Here is a 17,714-nt window from a genome sequence, read left to right as displayed (position 1 = left end):
CCAGATGGAGACCAAGAATAAGTATATCCACCAGCACCACCAGAAGGAGTCACCGAAGCAGAACCATTAGATCCTCCATTACAAGATACGTTTGTTTGCGCAGCAGTTGCCGTACTGATAGCAGTTGGCTGTGTGATTACAAAGTTAACAGCAGTAGTGCAACTGTTTGCATCCGTTACAGTACAAGTCCAAGTTCCGGCGCTTAATCCAGTTACTGATCTTGTTCCATCACCTGTTGGGGTACCTGGAGTCCAGTTGTAGGTATATCCACCCGCTCCACCTGTTGGAATATTAATCGAGGCAGCTCCATTAGAACCTCCGTTGCATGAAACATTGGTTTGAGAAGCTGCAGTTGCTACAATAGCAGTTGGTTGTGTTACCGTAAAGTTTTGCGCTCTTGTACAACCGTTTGCATCGGTAACAGTACATGTCCAGATTCCTGCTGTCAAGCCAGTAACAGAAGTAGTTCCGTCACCCGTTGGATTACCCGGCGTCCAGTTGTAGGTATAACCACCAGCTCCTCCTGTTGGCGTATTGATAGCCGCGGCACCATTTGAGCCTCCAAAACAAGAAACATTAGTTTGTGATGCAGGTGTAACGGCAATTGAGGTTGGTTGCGTAATCGTAAAACTTTGCGTAGCGATGCATGAGTTAGCATCGGTAATGGTACAAGTCCAAGTTCCGGATGATAATCCTGTTACTGATCTTGTTCCATCACCTGTTGGGTTGCCTGGCGTCCAGTTGTAGGTATAACCACCAGCTCCACCAGTAGGGGTATTAATTGAAGCCGCTCCGTTAGAACCGCCGAAACAAGACACATTTGTTTGTGCAGCAGCAGTCGCTACAAGAGCAGTTGGTTGTGTAATTATAAAGTTTTGAGTAGTCGAACATAAACTAGCATCTGTTATGGTTACAGTATAACTTCCTGCTGACAATCCTGTAGCGATTGCTCCGGTCCCTCCTGATGGAGACCAGCTATACGTATATGGAGAAACTCCACCTGAGGGAGTAACCATAGCAGATCCGTTAGAACCTCCAAAGCAACTTACATTAGTTTGATTACTAGTTGCAGTTATATTAGAAACTGTTAATGTTCCTGCATTTGATGTAGCGGAACCTGCACCAGTGGCAATACATCGATATAAATAACCATTCATTCCAGCAGTTGCCGCTGTAATAGCTAAAGTAGTTGTAGTAGTCCCAGAATAAGGTGCAGCATTTGAAATATTTGTAAATCCGCTACCTGTATTTACCTGCCATTGGTAGCCAGTAGCATCATTTGCTGAAATAGAAAAGGTAGTATTACTCCCGACACAAATTGTTCTGTTGGGTGGGTTAGCTGTAATGGTTGGCGCTGCACCCAGAAAAGCAGCACCTGAAGGCATTGAAAGCGCTGGAGTAGTATTTGAAAGTGTCCAGTTTGCTTGATTCATAACACCAGCTCTTATTCCTGCAGCGTTAGCAAATGGTGCTCCGGTACCATTAAATTTACCTGATGTCCCTAAAATATTTCCTGCTAAGGTTCCAACATAAAAAGAGCTTGTTCCTCCTACCAGACCTACAGGTATTACAGAAGAGTTTGGTCCGTCTGCACAAGCCAAATCATCCCAGCTTGCCTGAGAAGTCCCGTTAGAACTACAAAAAAAATAATGCAGTCCTGAGATAAAAGTTACAGTACCGCTTTCAGGATTTCCCGTACTTCCCTGAAAAGCGATGATCTGATCCCCTACATTTGATAAAGATAATCCGTTTGTAGGAGTACCCTCTCTTAAAGTTACCGTTCCGTTTGCTGTTAATAAAGTGGAGTTTGGATCATAAGTAGAGGCCGTAAGACCTTTTATCATAATTTCTGTACCAACCGGAATAGCTGTTCCTGATGTCCAAGTTACAGTAGCTTCTGTAGGACCGGCTGCTTGCCATCCAACACCACCACCAAAATAACCGCGGTCTGTAAAACTAATAGCTGTACCTGCCGAAATATTGGTAAGAAGCACAAACGAATAGACATCTCCCTCAAGGGGAGTTGGAGTGGAATCATATCCTGTGAAGATAATATCTCCAGCGGACAGAGTCGTTTGAGAGTTACCCACGTAACTCTGTAAAAATATCCCCAGAAACAAGGCGATATTTATGAAATTTTTAATTTGAGCGTAAAAATGTTTCATAGTTAAATAGTTAATTTATAAAGAGGTGAATTTTTGTCCATTTTTTATACCAAAAGCGAGCAACTTGTGTCCACTCATAAAACCTTCATCTGTATAAAGAGTATGTATACGAAGCTGTGAATTATTGTAACATTGTATAATTAATCCCTTGTTTTCATTTATTTCTAAAATAGTCCCCGGGTAATTTGAATGTTCTGTAATATTTTTGGTTGCTGATACTTCAAGAATGCGCATGTTCCATCCGCTACAGTAAGTGTAGGCTCCTTTATTCCAAGGATTACAAGCATTTACTAATGCCTCTATTGATTTTGCATCCTGAGTTTCCCATCGAATGCATACGTCGCTTGCAGCTACTTTTTTATAGTAATTTGCGACTGTCTCATCTTGAGGCACCACTTTGAAATTGGTTTGCAACAGTGCTACTACTTCGGGCACCATTTGCGCTCCCAGATAAGATAAGTTGGTGCAAAGCATTCCGTGAGTGACATTAGCAGCTATTGGCAGCACACGTTTTAGCACTATATTTCCCGTATCAATCCCTTTTTCGATGGTATGAACAGTAATTCCAGTTTCTTGCTTTTGTTGACGAATCGATTCAAAAACAGGATCACAACCACGCATTTCAGGTAAAAGTCCGTAGTGAAAATTATAAAATAGGTTAGAATATTGTTCTATAATTTTTTCGGATAATTTCCACGGAAACGTCATTGTAAAAACATACTTTACCATACTGCATTCAAGTAATCCCTGTAGCTGATTTTCTACTTTCTCTTTTTCAAGTACTATGAGATTGATCCCTGATTGACTTGCAAAAGCCAAACAAAAAGACAGCACCTCATCGTTACCAACAGGTACTCCAATGGTGTGTAATTTATTCAGTCGATACAAGGTTTGTATCGCAGGAAAAGCCATGCGGTTATTACACAAAATAGCGATGTCGCGTTGCATGCTCATGATTCTAGACAAGCATAGGCATTAAACCATGAATTGGACGTTACATTCTGAACCGCTAGAATATGATATTGCAAACGGCTGCGTTCTTCATCTAGATTTTCGGCTTCTGTAATATCCTCTAACTGACAGTTACCTGTTTCTTTGTTTTTTGCAACTGTGGCGTAATAAATAGGTGCTGAAGAAAAACCGGTAACGGGATTCATATAAACTTTTCCTCTTGGTGAGTGGATCGTAATAGCATCTAGTGATTTTTCATTTGCAGCTTCTATAAACAAAGCAGCTTCCCATCCTAAGAGCGAGAATATATTGGCTTTGTTTTGTCGGATATTTTCCATTGTAGTAACAAAATCTTTATTTTCTTCGCTAACAATTGTTAGTGACCAAGGAATAGAAGAGCTCCAATTATATCCTGGATAAGGTATCTTACTTAGCCAAAATTCTTCTGCTGTAAAACCGCTTCCGTAAATTTTACAGGATATTATACTCTTAAATTTAGATGATTCTCTAAAAAAATCTTCAGCCATATCTCCGCAAAAAGAAGTCAAAAGGGCTGCGTCTTTGTTTTCTTCAAGATAACCCGCCAATGGTTCCAAACTAAAATCGGAGCGCTTCAAAGGCGTAATATGATTGTATGTAATAGATCCTCCTTTATCTTCAACCGAAGTTGAATACGTGTAAGGAGGACGGTAACCTGCATCGTAAAAAGAACAGGTAAAAGCAAAATCCTGTAGCCCTTCTTCTGCGGCTTTACGAACAATCGCACGGGAACACAAATTACCTTCTAAAGAAATAAAATGAGCGTTTGATAATTTTTGTTGAAAGATTGGGAAATGATAACCACTATCTAAAACGATCAGTAACTTTCCGGAATTTTCAAAAAGAGGATGAATAAATTCTGCTGTAATAGGATTTATATAAGCAATAATTATATCTGTATTATTGAGTAATAATTGTTCGCAGCAAATATAAATTTCTTCATTTTTGCCGGCCACACCTATATTTGATGATACGATTTCGTGTTTTCCTTCTACTCCTAATTTTTTTAGAGAAGATTTAAAACCATCCATGATATCAAAAGCCATTGAAGGATAGATTACGGAACGCGTTAAGAGTAAAGCTATTTTCATAAACAATAATTAATGATGTTTTACAACAAGGCAAATAACTTATTGGAAACATCCAATGGGTATATAAAATTAGTTTCTTGAAGGAAAAATTCCCATCAGGCATATTATATAATTCATCCCTAAATACGGCTGCTGAACAGGTATTGGCTGATTGCCTCCATTTATACCGATGGTAATTGATGCATTTATAGGTCTTAAAGAAGTATCAGGTGTTTTTGTAGAATAAAGACCTGCTAAAGCCGCCAAACTATTTCCTGTCGGAGATCCGTTATCTCCCTCGTCTGAATAAGCCAAAATAGTATAAGAACCAGTTCCCACATGGGTATGTGATGGCAAGTTTGCAAGAGTTGCCGTTACATTATTAGCCCCTGAAATTTCACCCAATTGATATTGATCGACAGTTCCTACGCCTGTACCCATTGGAACTCGACCTCGCAAATCAGGCAGTGCAAATGTTTGTACACCATTACCGCCATAGGTTGTTCCTAAAAGACTAAATAGAGCTTGGTTGGTATTTATAGCAAGTAGTTGTCCTGCACAAAACGCCCAATATTTAGGCTCGAAATTGGGAGCAAATAAGCGAATTTCTGACATTGTTCCTTCCATGATTAATGTTTTTAAGGTTAGTTTCTAGTTGGATAAATACCCTCAACGCAAATAATATAATTTGCAGCTGTATAAGGTTGTATAATACTAAATGGCATACCCTGACCCGCAGCTGCCAGATTTACAGTTGAAGTTTCGGGTTTTAAACTGGTATCTGCTGTCTCGGTGGAGTACGCTCCTGTTAAACCAGCTAATTCGGCATTGGTTGGAGAACCCAAACTATCTGGTTGACTGTAAGCTGGAATTGAAATGCTACCTGTTCCAAAATGAGAGTGTGCGGGCATTTGATTACTGGACATTACAGCAGTTTCTGAACCCCCAACCTGACCCAAAATCATTTGCGGTAGACCAGGCCCTTGACCCGTACCAACTGGAATGCGGCTGCGAAGATCAGGAACCTGAAATGTTAGTACTCCGTCGCCCCCATAAGTAGTGCCAATTAGAGTATATAGCGCTTCATTTTCTGAAATACTCAATGTGCTGCCATTACAAAATGACCAATATGATGGTGCGAAATTACCACCAAAAATGCGGATTTCCCCTACAGTTCCTTCCATAATAATGTTTTAAAGTTTATGATGTATTTGTATGTGAGTACTACTGGCGAGAAGGAAATATTCCATACAGGCAAATAATATAATTCAAACCAATTGAAGGTTGATTAATAGGTAGCGGCTGGTTATTTCCAGTTGCACTAACTACCACATTAAATGGAGTTGTTTTCATTGAGGTATCTCCTGCAACTGAACTATACATGGTAGATTTTGCCGCTAAAACATTTCCAGTAGGACTATTTGAATCTCCCGCGTCTGAATAGGCAGGAATTACAACATTACTTACACAAGCATGTGTATGCGGAGCAAGATGATTGTTGTTTAGTGAGACACTATTAAAACCTGATTTTTGACCTAAGGCATAATAAGACAGACCAGATCCTTGTCCTTGTCCAGCCCCTAAAGCGGTACGTCCTTTAAGATCTGGTAAAGCAAATGTGTTTTGCCCATCACCGCCATAATTAGTTCCTAAAATAGAAAAGAGAGCAGTATTGCTTCTTATTTGAATAAGTGACCCATCACAATACGACCAATTTTTAGGTGCAAATGTTGCTGCGAAAAGACGAATTTCTCCTATAGTTCCCTCCATATTTATTTTTTTAAATATTTACATTAATTTTATTAAAAGTAATTTTTGTAACTTTATTTTTATTAAATATATTTTAATTTCTTTTTTACAGAACAAATCTAAGTGAAATAAGCGGTCTAAAAGCAGGTATAAATACCTGTTTTTTTATGTAATGATTGTAATTTTGTCTAAAAATTTAATAAATGTTTTTGCTAATTTAACTAATATTTTGTTAAATAATGATCAATTCGTTAGATTTATATTTTTTAGTGGTGTGAAAAATTAAAAAATGTAGCTTTTTATAGCTCAAAAAAGAAATCTCTTTCATAAAAATGGAATAACCCGCTATATTTGCCAAAAAAGATTTTAATTCATGCACCGCCATTTCATCATTCATAAGCCTTATGGCTATTTAAGTCAGTTTATTTATGAACTCAAACGAAAAAAACGCTTGTTGGGCGAACTCTATGATTTTCCAGACGGCACTATGGCTATTGGTCGATTAGATGAAGATTCGGAAGGGTTATTGCTATTGACAACCGACGGAAAAGAGAGTGAAGCAATTAGGAGTAAGAAAGTCGATAAAGAATACTATGTGCAAGTAGATGGTGTCATCACGCAGCAAGCTATTGATGAAATAAAAGAGGGAGTTGAAATTGGTTTTAATGGAACTAAATATAAAACCAAGCCATGTCAAGCTTTTATTTTGAATGAAATTCCTAATTTTGGCCCACGCGGAAAAAAAATTAGGGATGAAAGACACGGACCTACAACATGGGCTTCAATTATTGTAAATGAGGGTAAATTTCGTCAAGTACGAAAAATGACTGCAGCTGTTGGATTCCCCACCTTACGCTTGGTTCGTGTTCGAGTTGGCAATGTACATCTCAACGATTTACAAGCTGGAGAAGTTATAGAAGTAGAAAATTTTCAAATAGAAAATTAAAAGGTAGTACTAGTTTTTTTAATCTTTTAATTTTCAAATCTTTTAATAAAGTATAAAATGTTAAACATCGTTTTAGTAGAACCTGAAATTCCAAATAATACTGGAAATATTGGCCGATTGTGTGTGGGTACCGAAAGTCGTTTGCACCTGATTCATCCTTTTGGTTTTGTTATCAATGATAAAAACCTCAAACGTTCTGGATTGGATTATTGGGTGCATCTTGATGTTACAGAATACCAAAATGTCGCAGAGTGGATGAAAGTAATTCCAGATACTTCAAGAGTTTTTCTAATGAGTTCACATGCAGAGCATTCTTATTTGAATATCCAGTTTCAAGATGGTGATTGGTTGGTTTTTGGCAAAGAAAGTGTGGGCTTGAGCCAAGAAGTATTGGATTTGTTTGCCAATGAAAATCAACTTAAAATTCCGATGTCACCCTTAATACGTAGTTTTAATATTGCTAATTCTGTTGCTTTTGTAGTAGGAGAGGCGAAAAGGCAAATTGGGTTGATTGTCTAATGTGCATACTGAGTAACAAGGGATTTTTAGTCGGTAAAATTTTGAAAATAGGGGTTAGAGGGCTTGCTAGGAAATCACAAACTTCCCTTTTTCAGCATCAAAAACAATATGTTCGTCTTTAAAAAGGGTATTAAAACTTCCTTTTTTGATCAAGTTACAGGGTTCATCTTGTACTACATTTCCGGGAGTCATGATAATCATTTCGTCGCTCATTTGTATCGCCATATCAATGTCATGAGTAGAGAACAAGATGCATTTACCTGTTTCATGTGTTAGTTTTTTCAGCAATTTTAATAGCGCTACTTTATGCAGTAAATCCAAGTGCGTGGTAGGTTCATCCAGAATGATTAGTGGGGTATCTTGTGCTAATGCTCTTGCAATCAATACTTTTTGCAATTGTCCATCACTTATTTCATAATGCTTTTTATCAGCCAAATGAGAAATTTGCGTTAATTGCATGGCTTCATTGATTTTATCACTATCCTCTGCAGATAATTTACCTATCCAGTTGGTGTACGGTTGACGTCCTAAGGCAATTAGCTCATAAACCGTTAAATTGCTTGGCGGAAGCTTTTCAGTGAGTACAATGCTTAAATTTTTGGCCAAAGCCAAAGAATTGTAGGAAGAAATATTTTTCTGAAGCAATAAAACTTCTCCTGATAGAGGTTTTTGTATGCCTGTAATGGTTTTTAATAAGGTTGATTTTCCAATCCCATTTGAACCAATAAGTGCAATGAGCTTGCCTGTTTTTAATGCAATTGAAACATCAGCGGCAACCACAACCGACTCTTTTTTATGGGAATAACCAATGCTAATTTTTGATGCTTCAAGTAGTATTGCGTGTTCCATTAGCCTATCATTTTTTGTTTTCGAACCAAGAGCCAAATCACCATGGGCGCACCTATAATTGACGTAATGGCATTTATGGGTAAGCTAAGATTCAAGCTTGGGATTTCTGAAAGTAAATCACATATAAGCATGATGCTACCTCCAAAAATTAAAGTACTCCAAAATAGTATGGTATGATTGCTCGTTTGAAAAATCAACTTGGCTAAATGTGGCACAGCAAGTCCTACAAACGCTATTGGTCCAGCAAATGCGGTAATACTACCAGCCAAAACGCTAGTGGCAACTATGATGATCAATCTTGATTTTTGATAATTTAAACCTAAACTGCGGGCATAATTTTCGCCAAGTAATAAAGCATTCAATGGTTTTATGCTTACGACACTTAAAATAAGTCCTATTATTACGCAAACAGCCAGTACAAATACGGATGTCCATGATAAATTACCCAAACTGCCCATAGACCAAAACGTGAATTTTTGTAATTGCTCCGCGGTACTCATGTAAGATAATACTCCAACAATGGCACTGGTAAAGCTGCCAAACATAAGCCCTACAATGAGTATGGCCATGGTATCTCTTAGTTTTTGTGAAACAAATAAAACGGCAAGTAAGACTAATGAACTTCCTATTGTAGAAGCAATAACTACGCCGTACGCCGAAAGTAAAAAAGGAGTTAAGAAAGCTGGAAGTATTCCTGCACCCAGAATTACAAACGCTACCCCCAAACTGGCACCTGAGCTTAAACCTAATACATAAGGTCCTGCTAGAGGATTTCTAAACAAAGTTTGCATTAATAAGCCACTTATGGACAACCCCATACCTGCAAGAATTGCGGTTATGGCTTTTGGCAAGCGGTAATTCATGATGATATATTCCCATGTTGTTTTGCTAGCTTGACCTCCCGTTAGACTCGTTGCCACATCCTTAAACGGAATGGAAATGGATCCAAAACTAATGTTCATAAAAAACAGTAGCACGAGTACAGTTGCAAAAAAAAAGAATAAAATGGTATTTCGTTTGTGTGTATTCAACGTTTATTTTTTAGAGTAAAAACCCTTTAATTTTTTTAATGTAAAATTTCAAATATAGATTTAGTTCTTATTACTTTAATTTTTCGGCAAAAGTAAAAGTATAATTGGGTAATAATTCTGGATGAAATATTTTAATGTAATCTTTTAAAACTAAATCAGGACGGCTTGTTGCTAATTCGTAATAGACAGTTCCTCCTGTTGGTCCCACTTTACTCTCAAAAGTATATACATTTTTTGCTTTCAAGGCGTCAAATTGATTGTAATGCGGGTTGCTGTTTTCAAACTCTTTGTTGGTGTTAAAAGAGCCTGTTGCAATCCAGTATTTAGCAGTTCTTGCTTTTTCTAAAATTTTTTCAAATGGTAGACTTAAACTTCCTGTACCTTTAATGTCGGCCCATAAATAATTTGCTTTAGCATCCATCATAAACTGCGCTACCCAGCTGTTTCCTCTTGCTATATACCATTGTTCTTGGTACATAGAACCATACAATACTGTTGAGGTTGATTTTTTTTGAGCTACCAATTGTTGTGCTTCCTTGTAGTTTTTTACTATGGTATCAAAGATGTTTTTGGCTTCTTTTTCTTTTCCAAATAAGGCGCCATACAATTTCAGCCACTCTGCTTTTCCTAGTGGTGTTTGCTCCATCCAGTCGGCTTGAATAAGTACTTTAAGGCCGCTTTTTTGTAAATTATCAAGTGTAGGATTATTGTTATCTATACCAAAGCTTACAATTAAGTTCGGCTCTAGCTCAATGAGTTGTTCTACGTTTAATTTTTCGTTTTGACCTAAATTTTTAACTAATCCAGCATCAATACGCTTTCTTGTTTTCACAGATGATATATAATTGGTATGCGGAAAACCGGTAAGTTTTTGTTCTACTTGGAGCATTTCTAAGAACGGAATTATTGTTGTTGAGGTCACAACAATAGATTGTAATGGTACTTGTATTACAGGATGTTTCTTTAAACTATCGGGTACAATACTATTTTTTTCTCGCAGTACGTAGGTGAATTTTTTTTTGGCTTCAGGCCAAGGGTTTGACACCGTAACTATGGAGAATCCTTTGTATTTATGTATTGCCAGTCCTGAGGCGTATTCAATGCTGTTTGCAGCAGTGGTGGAATCAATTGCTGTGGTAGTTTCTTTTTTATTACATCCAATAAAAATTGAAATCATCACAATAAAAAGGGTGCGCTCTATGGAAATTCTCATGGCTTAATTTTTCGCTTGACGCAAAGGTAAATTAAAATTATAAAATTTCTTGTTTATTTTTGGTAGTAAAAAATTGAACAAATACTATATTTACATCATGAATAGGCCAACAAATAAAAGTTGTTCAAATTGTGGTTTGCCTTTTTTATGTCAGGTGCAAAACAGTTGTGGCACTTGTTGGTGTTATGATTTTCCTGTGGTACATGTATCAGATGTTAAAAAAGATTGTAAGTGTCCTTCTTGCTTAGAAAGGATTTTGCAATTTCAAAAAGATAATAGTACTGAAAAAGCATCAACAAAAATAGTGACTATCAAAAAGTTAGATTGAAGTGAAAAGGGTCTGGGATACAGTACTGATTTTCCATTAAAAAGTAGAAAAAAGAATTTTATAAAGAAAGAAACAAAGAATGATATATTTAATAACTGGTGGTGAACGTTCAGGAAAAAGTAGTTATGCAGAAAGTTTAGCCAAAGAACGTTCCAGCAATCCTATATATGTAGCAACTGCTAGAAAATGGGATGCTAATTTTCAAGAACGAATTGATAGGCATCAAAAAGACAGAGACGATCGATGGGTCAACATTGAAAAAGAAAAGTTTTTAAGTGAAATTGATTTTACAGGTAAAGTAGCCGTAATAGACTGTGTCACGCTTTGGTTAACTAATTTTTTTGTGGATACTAAAAATGATGTTTCTCAGTGTCTGGAACAAGCAAAAGCTGAAATTGATGCTCTTGCAAAACAACAAAACACTACCATTATCATAGTTACTAATGAAATAGGAATGGGCCTTCATGCTGATACCGCTATAGGTAGAAAATTCACGGAGTTACAAGGATGGATGAACCAGTATATTGCCAAAACGGCAGATACCGTTGTGTTGATGGTATCTGGAATACCCGTTGAAATTAAAAAAGCTCCATGACTCATTTAGAAGAAATTATACAATCTCGCAGAGATACACGTCATTTTACTAACGATGAAGTTCCTGATGAAGTTCTTGAAAAAGCTTTGCAGGCAGGTCATTACGCACCATCTGTAGGACTTACTGATGCGACAAAATATTTCTTGATTAAGTCTCCTAAAATCAAGCAAGCAATTAAAGAATTGTTTTTAGAATACGATAAAAAAGCAATAAACTTAACCGATGATGAAACTCAAAAGGAAACCTACAAGGCCTTAAAGCTAGAAGCTATTGAGGAAGCTCCCGTGGGATTAGTAATAGCTTATGACAGATCTGTACTCAATAATTTTACAATAGGTACAGTAGGAAGTAATGAATCTATAAAGTTTAGTGCCGTGTGTGCGGTTCAAAACATTTGGCTTTCGCTAACAGAACAAGGATTTTCCATGGGCTGGGTGTCTATATTAAACTACCACAAATTCAAAACTATTTTAGGATTACCGGAACACATGGAGCCTTTGGGATATTTTTGTGTTGGCAAACCAGCTACAAATTATGAAAACCAGCCCATGCTGCAACTACTCAATTGGAAACAAAAGTCAAAAACTCCTTTGGTTGAAGAAATTTCAGTTTTACATCATTTTAAATCTGAAACAAATTCATGGCAATCTACAAGTTTTGAAATAGAAATACTAGCCAAACAACTTCAAGAAAAGATCGATTCTAAGACTAAGCCTACCGGTTCATTGGGTATCTTAGAAAAACTGGCTTTGCAAATAGGCACCGTTTTTCAATCTCTTGAACCCCAAATACGAAACCCCAATATAGTAGTTTTTGCTGCTGATCATGGAATAGCAAATCATGGAGTTAGCGCGTATCCTCAAGATGTTACTAGACAAATGGTGACTAATTTTTTAGCGGGTGGAGCAGCAATTAATGTATTTTGCAAGCAGCACAACATTGAACTGTCTATTGTAGATGCTGGCGTAAATTATGATTTTCCTACTAACACAAAACTGATTTCAAACAAAATAGCAATGGGTACTCATTCATTTTTACAAGGACCCGCAATGAGTGCTTCAGAATTAGCGTTGTGTTTTAAAAAAGGGAGTAATGTTGTGGCTGCGATTGCAAAAGACGGCTCAAATTGTATTGGTTTTGGCGAAATGGGAATTGGGAATACCGCTACTGCTTCTCTTTTAATGAGTATTTTGATGAATCTGCCGGTTTCTGAATGTGTGGGTAAAGGCACAGGGATAAATGATGCCCAACTCCAACATAAAATTACAATTCTGGAAAAATGCAGGGAAAATTATAATGGAACACAAGATGTAGACAGTTTACTTGCTTATTTTGGAGGATTCGAAATCATGCAAATGGCAGGCGGAATGCTACAAGCAAAAGTAGAGAATATGCTCATTCTTGTAGATGGATTCATAAGTTCAGTAGCTTTTTTAGTGGCTTACACAAAAAACAAATTGGTTTTAGAAAATGCTATTTTTTGCCACTCTTCAGCAGAGCAAGCACACCAAAAAATTCTTGATTTTTTAAACGTTCGTTCAGTGTTGCAACTTGATTTATGTTTGGGAGAGGGAACGGGTTGTGCTCTGGCTTTTCCCATTTTGGAATCGGCAGTTGCTTTTTTAAACGATATGGCCAGTTTTGAATCGGCTCAAGTAGACTCCAAAAACACTAATTAACTTTATAAATTTGGCTTAGCCAAAAAATAAAAAATGAAAAAAGAAGTTCATATATTTTTTACAGCATTGATGTTTTATACCCGTATTCCGTGTCCTAAAAATATCGATCACAACCCGGATTATTTAAACAAAGCATCCCGATACTTTCCTTTAATTGGTTGGATTGTGGGGGCAATGGCTTTTGGAGTCTATGCTGCGGCCTCTTGGTTGTGGAATGCTGAGATTGGTATTGTCCTTTCGATGATTGCAAGTATATTGATTACTGGTGCTTTTCATGAAGATGGTTTTGCAGATGTGTGTGACGGATTTGGCGGTGGTTGGACCAAAACTAAGATTTTGACCATTATGAAAGATAGCGCTATCGGTGCTTATGGCGCTATTGGTTTGGTGTTGCTTTTTTTGCTAAAGTTCATGAGTCTAGTAACTTTAGTCAAAAGTGAATCGCTATTTACGAACTACCATGCATTTTTCACTTTTTTATTAGTTTTTATAACAGGACATGCTCTTAGTAGATTTGCTGCTATATCAATTGTTTTCACACATGAATATTCTCGTGAGGATGCTTCTAGTAAAAGCAAGCCCATTGCTCAAAGTTTCTCAAGTAAAGAGGTTATTGGAGCAGCATTTTTTGGATTGCTTCCACTGGTTGTGATGTCTTTTTATCAAATAGCATTTCTCTTGGTTCTAGTACCAATATTTCTTACTCGATTTTTTCTAGCCCGTTATTTTCAAAAATGGATTGACGGCTACACCGGAGATTGTCTAGGAGCCACACAACAAGTTTGTGAAGTTATTTTTTATCTTTCAATTAGTGCATTATGGAAATTTATTTAGTTAGACATACCGAGACCGTTTGTGAAAAAGGAATTTGCTACGGCCAATCTGATGTTGAAATTGCGGCTCCTTATGAAGCTGTTTTTGATGCTATTTTAAAGCAATTACCACAGGATGCATTACTTTTTTCAAGTCCTTTACAGCGTTGTACCATTCTGGCTAAGCACATTCAAAATAATTTCGCTATTGCAAATGTGACGCTGGATGAACGCTTGATGGAAATGAATTTTGGCGATTGGGAGTTGAAAAATTGGGACAGCATTCCACCCGAAGTTTTCACCCCATGGATGACTGATTTTGTCAATGTTTCTGTACCAAACGGCGAATCATTTTTAGACCTCTATAATAGAGTATTGGATTTCATGGAAAATACACTGGATTCCGCTACCACAAAACCCGTTATTATTGTGGCCCATGGCGGGATTATTAGGAGCTTTTTGTGTGCAGTTTCTGGCTTGCCCTTACAAGATGCTTTTCAGAATAAAGTAGATTTTGGCGCTGTTGTACGTCTTACTTTATAAAATTATCATTTTTTTTGGTGATTTTCTCATTATAATTTTATCTTTGCAATCGAAATTTGGTTGCGTTCATTACATTCAAGAACGCATTAAAAGGGAATTAGGTTCAAAACCTAAGCTGTACCCGCAACTGTAAGCTATTATGCTTGTTGTTATCTACTATGCCACTGCTCGCGTTGGCGGGTGGGAAGGTCAACAACAAGACGCAAGCCAGGAGACCTGCCTTATTTCATAATCAATAGCGGACTTTCGGGAATAAAGGTTCAGGAAATTATGACACATTTTAAAGTATTCTTCTTATTTTGCTTTTTTGCAAGCCAGGTTATTTTGGGTCAAAACGACTCCATCACGCGTTTACGTGAGGTTATCGTTTCTGATGTTAAACTGCGCAAATTCTCCAGTACTCAAACTATAATTAGTTTGAATGACTCTATTTTGTCAAAAAACACTGGACTACTCACAAATTCACTCAACTATAATACGGTTTTGTATTTTAAAGAATACGGTCGTGGGATGTTGTCTACAGTTGCTTTTAGGGGTACAACTTCCTCACAAACTGCAGTGATTTGGAATGGGATAAATATTAATTCTCAAATGAACGGCAGTACTGATTTTAATACTTTAACGAGTAATGATTATAATTCTGTTCAAGTAAAAGGTGGAGGCGGAAGTGTAATTTATGGCAGTGGTGCTATTGGCGGAACACTACATTTAGGAACTAATTTAAGTTTTACAAATGTAATTTCTAATGAAATAAGATACGACTTCGGTAGCTTTAACACTCAAAACCTATTGTATAAAGGCATTTTTTCAAATGATAAATGGTCAACACAGTTTGGTTTTTCTAGAAATAGTTCGGCTAATAATTATAAGTTTCAGGATAGTTACGATTGGAGGGGAAACCAAAGATTTAATGAAAATGGAGATTATGAAGTTAACACACTAAATGCTACAGTTGGTTATAAATTTAATGAAAAACAGTATTTAAAACTGTATAGTCAATCCTCAAATACCGACCGAAATATTTCCTTGTTATCATCATCTGAGTCACGTACAAAATACAAAAATGATTTTAGTAGAAATTTATTAGAGTACCAAGCTAGTTTTAATAAGTGGACTACTTATTTAAGAACGGCATATATAACAGAAGGCTATCAATATTTTGAAGACAATACAAAGCCTGATTATAGTTTTGGTAATACAAATACATGGATTGTTAAAGCCGATGTCAACCACCAATTTAATAGCAAACTTTTAATAAATGCGCTGTTAGAGTATAATTTAACTAAAGGTGAAGGATCAGGATTTGGTAATCATGAGCGTGAAATTAGCAGTTTTGCGGTTTTGGCAAAATACGAAGCAACTAAAAATTGGCAAAATGAGTTTGGCATTCGTAAAGAAATTACAAACAATTACCAATCACCAGTACTTTTCTCTCTGGGGAGTAGTTGGCACGGTATTTCTTGGTATCAAATCAAGGCTAATGTTTCTCATAATTTTAGAATTCCAACCTATAATGATTTGTACTGGGAAAGTGGTGGCAATCCTAATTTAAAACCAGAAAGTGCTTATCAAGGCGAACTCGCAAATATTTTTAAATATCATAATGTATCGCTTACACAAACGGTTTACTTCAATAAAATAAAAGATTTATTGCGATGGGTACCTGGAAATAACGGAGTATGGGCACCACAAAATACAGATCGAGTTAAAGCATATGGTATTGAGGTTTTACTAAATTGGAATAAAAATATTGGACAAAGCCATTGGCAATTGAATAGTACTTACGCTTACACAATTTCACAAAACGAGGAAACACAAAAACAACTTTTTTTTGTGCCTTTCCATAAAGCTACTACCTCATTAGCATATTCTTATAAAAAATGGAATGTCAATTACCAAGTACTTTATAATGGTTTTGTATACACCCAAGCAGATAATAATCCTGCAGCTGTGATTCCAGCTTATACAGTAAGCAATACTAGCGTTGATTATGATTTACCAATTTTAAATAATATTAAAATTGGTGCTCAAGTTGTTAATATTTGGGGGCACAAATATGTGAGTTTGGAACAAAGAATAATGCCAGGGCGTAATTTTAATATGTACATAATTTTTAAATTTTAATATAATGAAGGTAACTAGAATTTTAGTAGTGGTTTTTTCTTTTGCATTTTTAGCATCATGTAGTACTGATGAAAATGAAAATGTTTCAAAAGGTAGTTATGATGATGGTGTTTTTATTTTGAACGAAGGTAATTCCTCTGGTGGTTCGGTATCATTTTTGGGTGATGACATGACTATTTTTAAACAAGATGTTTATGGCGCTGAAAATGCTGGTGATTTCATTGGTAAATATGTACAAAATATTTTCTTTGATGGAGACAAAGCATATATTATTGCTGGTGGATCTAATGTAATAAATGTAGTAAATCGATATTCATTTAAGTTACTTGCAAAAATAGATTCTGGCTTAGCTAGTCCAAGGTATGGTGTTGTAAAAAACGGCAAAGCTTATGTTACAAACGCTAATAATTATGGAGGAGCACAAGGTAATACAGATGATTATGTTGCTATAATTGATTTAGCGACTAATAAAGTGGAGTCAAAAATTGATTTGAACGCTACAGCTGATCGCATAGTACTTGATGGCGATAAATTATACATCATTGAGCCTTATAATAATGACAAAGTGTTAGTAGTGAATACTAGTACTAAGGCATTAGAATCTTCAGTTACTGTAGGAGCTAGTGCTAACAGTATGGAGATAACAAACGGTACATTATATGTTTTGGCTTCTCCTTTTTCAGGATCAAGTAAAATTGTAAAAGTTAAACTTTCTGACAAATCAGTATCAGAAGTAGTTTTACCAGCGACTTTAAAAGGAGCTAAAAATTTAGATATTTATGGCTCTAAGGTTTTCTTTACTAAAGGGAGTAGTGTTTTTGCTATGGATATTACAGCAAGTCAGGCAAGTGAAACTGCTTTGTTTACCTATACTTCAACTTCTCAATATGGGGTAATGTATGGTTTTGCAGTAGAGAATGATAAAATTTTCATTGCTGATGGAGGAGATTTCGCATCAAACAGTAAAGCGTATGTGTATTCATTAACGGGTAATTTACAAAAGGAATTGACAGTAGGAGTAGGGCCAAATGGCTTTTACTTTAACAAATAATATATATTTATTGATTGCAAAGGTTTTTATTAAAATCGAATGCAACTCCT

Annotated in this window: 16 protein-coding genes, 1 pseudogene and 1 riboswitch; of the genes and pseudogenes, 8 read left to right on the top strand and 9 right to left on the bottom strand. The window is 36.3% G+C overall.

Features of this window, described 5'->3' with window-relative positions; genetic code table 11:
- The 6 genes and pseudogenes from IQ05_RS11215 to IQ05_RS11190 all read right to left on the bottom strand — a co-directional run.
- Positions 1 to 2,165 (bottom strand): annotated as a pseudogene (locus IQ05_RS11215) (SprB repeat-containing protein); the annotation flags it as partial.
- Between the two features lie 15 nt (positions 2,166 to 2,180).
- Positions 2,181 to 3,113 carry a formyltransferase family protein gene (locus IQ05_RS11210; RefSeq protein ID WP_158634588.1) on the bottom strand — a complete coding sequence of 311 codons (933 nt, stop codon included), beginning with the start codon at positions 3,111 to 3,113 and terminating at the stop codon, positions 2,181 to 2,183.
- A 2-nt stretch (positions 3,114 to 3,115) separates the two neighbouring features.
- On the bottom strand, positions 3,116 to 4,252 hold the full coding sequence (locus tag IQ05_RS11205) for a type 1 periplasmic-binding domain-containing protein (RefSeq protein WP_144892980.1): 1,137 nt from the start codon (positions 4,250 to 4,252) through the stop codon (positions 3,116 to 3,118).
- A 63-nt stretch (positions 4,253 to 4,315) separates the two neighbouring features.
- On the bottom strand, positions 4,316 to 4,852 hold the full coding sequence (locus IQ05_RS11200; RefSeq protein WP_208653363.1) for a phage tail protein: 537 nt from the start codon (positions 4,850 to 4,852) through the stop codon (positions 4,316 to 4,318).
- Positions 4,853 to 4,869: 17 nt separating this feature from the next.
- Entirely contained in the window at positions 4,870 to 5,409 is a 540-nt protein-coding gene (locus IQ05_RS11195) for a phage tail protein (protein WP_144892976.1), read from the bottom strand.
- A gap of 40 nt (positions 5,410 to 5,449) precedes the next feature.
- A complete protein-coding gene (locus tag IQ05_RS11190) occupies positions 5,450 to 5,995 on the bottom strand; it encodes a phage tail protein (RefSeq protein WP_144892974.1) in 546 nt (181 codons plus the stop codon).
- 352 nt (positions 5,996 to 6,347) lie between these two features.
- Here IQ05_RS11190 and IQ05_RS11185 point away from each other — a divergent pair, with 352 nt between their 5' ends.
- Complete coding sequence (locus tag IQ05_RS11185; RefSeq protein ID WP_144892972.1) at positions 6,348 to 6,920, top strand: pseudouridine synthase; 573 nt, start codon at positions 6,348 to 6,350, stop codon at positions 6,918 to 6,920.
- A 57-nt stretch (positions 6,921 to 6,977) separates the two neighbouring features.
- Positions 6,978 to 7,439, top strand: a complete 462-nt coding sequence (locus IQ05_RS11180) for a tRNA (cytidine(34)-2'-O)-methyltransferase (RefSeq protein WP_144892970.1) — start codon at positions 6,978 to 6,980, stop codon at positions 7,437 to 7,439.
- Between the two features lie 66 nt (positions 7,440 to 7,505).
- Here the strand turns inward: IQ05_RS11180 and IQ05_RS11175 are convergent, their stop codons facing one another.
- The 3 genes from IQ05_RS11175 to IQ05_RS11165 form a co-directional block, all read right to left on the bottom strand.
- Positions 7,506 to 8,288 (bottom strand): ABC transporter ATP-binding protein, encoded by a 783-nt coding sequence (locus IQ05_RS11175; protein ID WP_144892968.1) that lies wholly within the window; start codon positions 8,286 to 8,288, stop codon positions 7,506 to 7,508.
- Positions 8,288 to 9,319 carry an iron ABC transporter permease gene (locus IQ05_RS11170; RefSeq protein WP_144892966.1) on the bottom strand — a complete coding sequence of 344 codons (1,032 nt, stop codon included), beginning with the start codon at positions 9,317 to 9,319 and terminating at the stop codon, positions 8,288 to 8,290. Before IQ05_RS11170 ends, IQ05_RS11175 begins: the two co-directional genes overlap by 1 nt.
- Before the next feature lie 70 nt (positions 9,320 to 9,389).
- Positions 9,390 to 10,532 (bottom strand): ABC transporter substrate-binding protein, encoded by a 1,143-nt coding sequence (locus IQ05_RS11165; protein ID WP_144892964.1) that lies wholly within the window; start codon positions 10,530 to 10,532, stop codon positions 9,390 to 9,392.
- Between the two features lie 407 nt (positions 10,533 to 10,939).
- On the opposite strand from IQ05_RS11165, the gene cobU reads away from it, so the two are divergent.
- From cobU to IQ05_RS11135, 6 genes are all read left to right on the top strand, one after another.
- Positions 10,940 to 11,455 (top strand): bifunctional adenosylcobinamide kinase/adenosylcobinamide-phosphate guanylyltransferase, encoded by a 516-nt coding sequence (gene cobU / locus IQ05_RS11160; protein ID WP_144892962.1) that lies wholly within the window; start codon positions 10,940 to 10,942, stop codon positions 11,453 to 11,455.
- Complete coding sequence (cobT, locus tag IQ05_RS11155) at positions 11,452 to 13,134, top strand: nicotinate-nucleotide--dimethylbenzimidazole phosphoribosyltransferase (protein WP_144892960.1); 1,683 nt, start codon at positions 11,452 to 11,454, stop codon at positions 13,132 to 13,134. The genes cobU and cobT overlap by 4 nt, the downstream gene beginning before the upstream one ends.
- Before the next feature lie 33 nt (positions 13,135 to 13,167).
- Positions 13,168 to 13,968: an adenosylcobinamide-GDP ribazoletransferase gene (locus IQ05_RS11150; protein WP_144892958.1), complete on the top strand. Its 801-nt coding sequence runs from the start codon at positions 13,168 to 13,170 to the stop codon at positions 13,966 to 13,968.
- Complete coding sequence (cobC, locus tag IQ05_RS11145) at positions 13,953 to 14,489, top strand: alpha-ribazole phosphatase (RefSeq protein ID WP_144892956.1); 537 nt, start codon at positions 13,953 to 13,955, stop codon at positions 14,487 to 14,489. Before IQ05_RS11150 ends, cobC begins: the two co-directional genes overlap by 16 nt.
- 40 nt (positions 14,490 to 14,529) lie before the next feature.
- Positions 14,530 to 14,727, top strand: a riboswitch (cobalamin riboswitch).
- A 32-nt stretch (positions 14,728 to 14,759) separates the two neighbouring features.
- Positions 14,760 to 16,613 (top strand): TonB-dependent receptor plug domain-containing protein, encoded by a 1,854-nt coding sequence (locus IQ05_RS11140; RefSeq protein ID WP_144892954.1) that lies wholly within the window; start codon positions 14,760 to 14,762, stop codon positions 16,611 to 16,613.
- 4 nt (positions 16,614 to 16,617) lie between these two features.
- Positions 16,618 to 17,664 (top strand): YncE family protein, encoded by a 1,047-nt coding sequence (locus IQ05_RS11135; protein WP_144892952.1) that lies wholly within the window; start codon positions 16,618 to 16,620, stop codon positions 17,662 to 17,664.
- Positions 17,665 to 17,714: the final 50 nt, after the last annotated feature.

It is taken from the genome of Flavobacterium tiangeerense (assembly GCF_007830355.1).
GTDB lineage: Bacteria > Bacteroidota > Bacteroidia > Flavobacteriales > Flavobacteriaceae > Flavobacterium > Flavobacterium tiangeerense.
The sequence above is the reverse complement of the archived record's forward strand: the minus strand, read 5'-3'. Positions and strand labels throughout refer to the sequence as shown.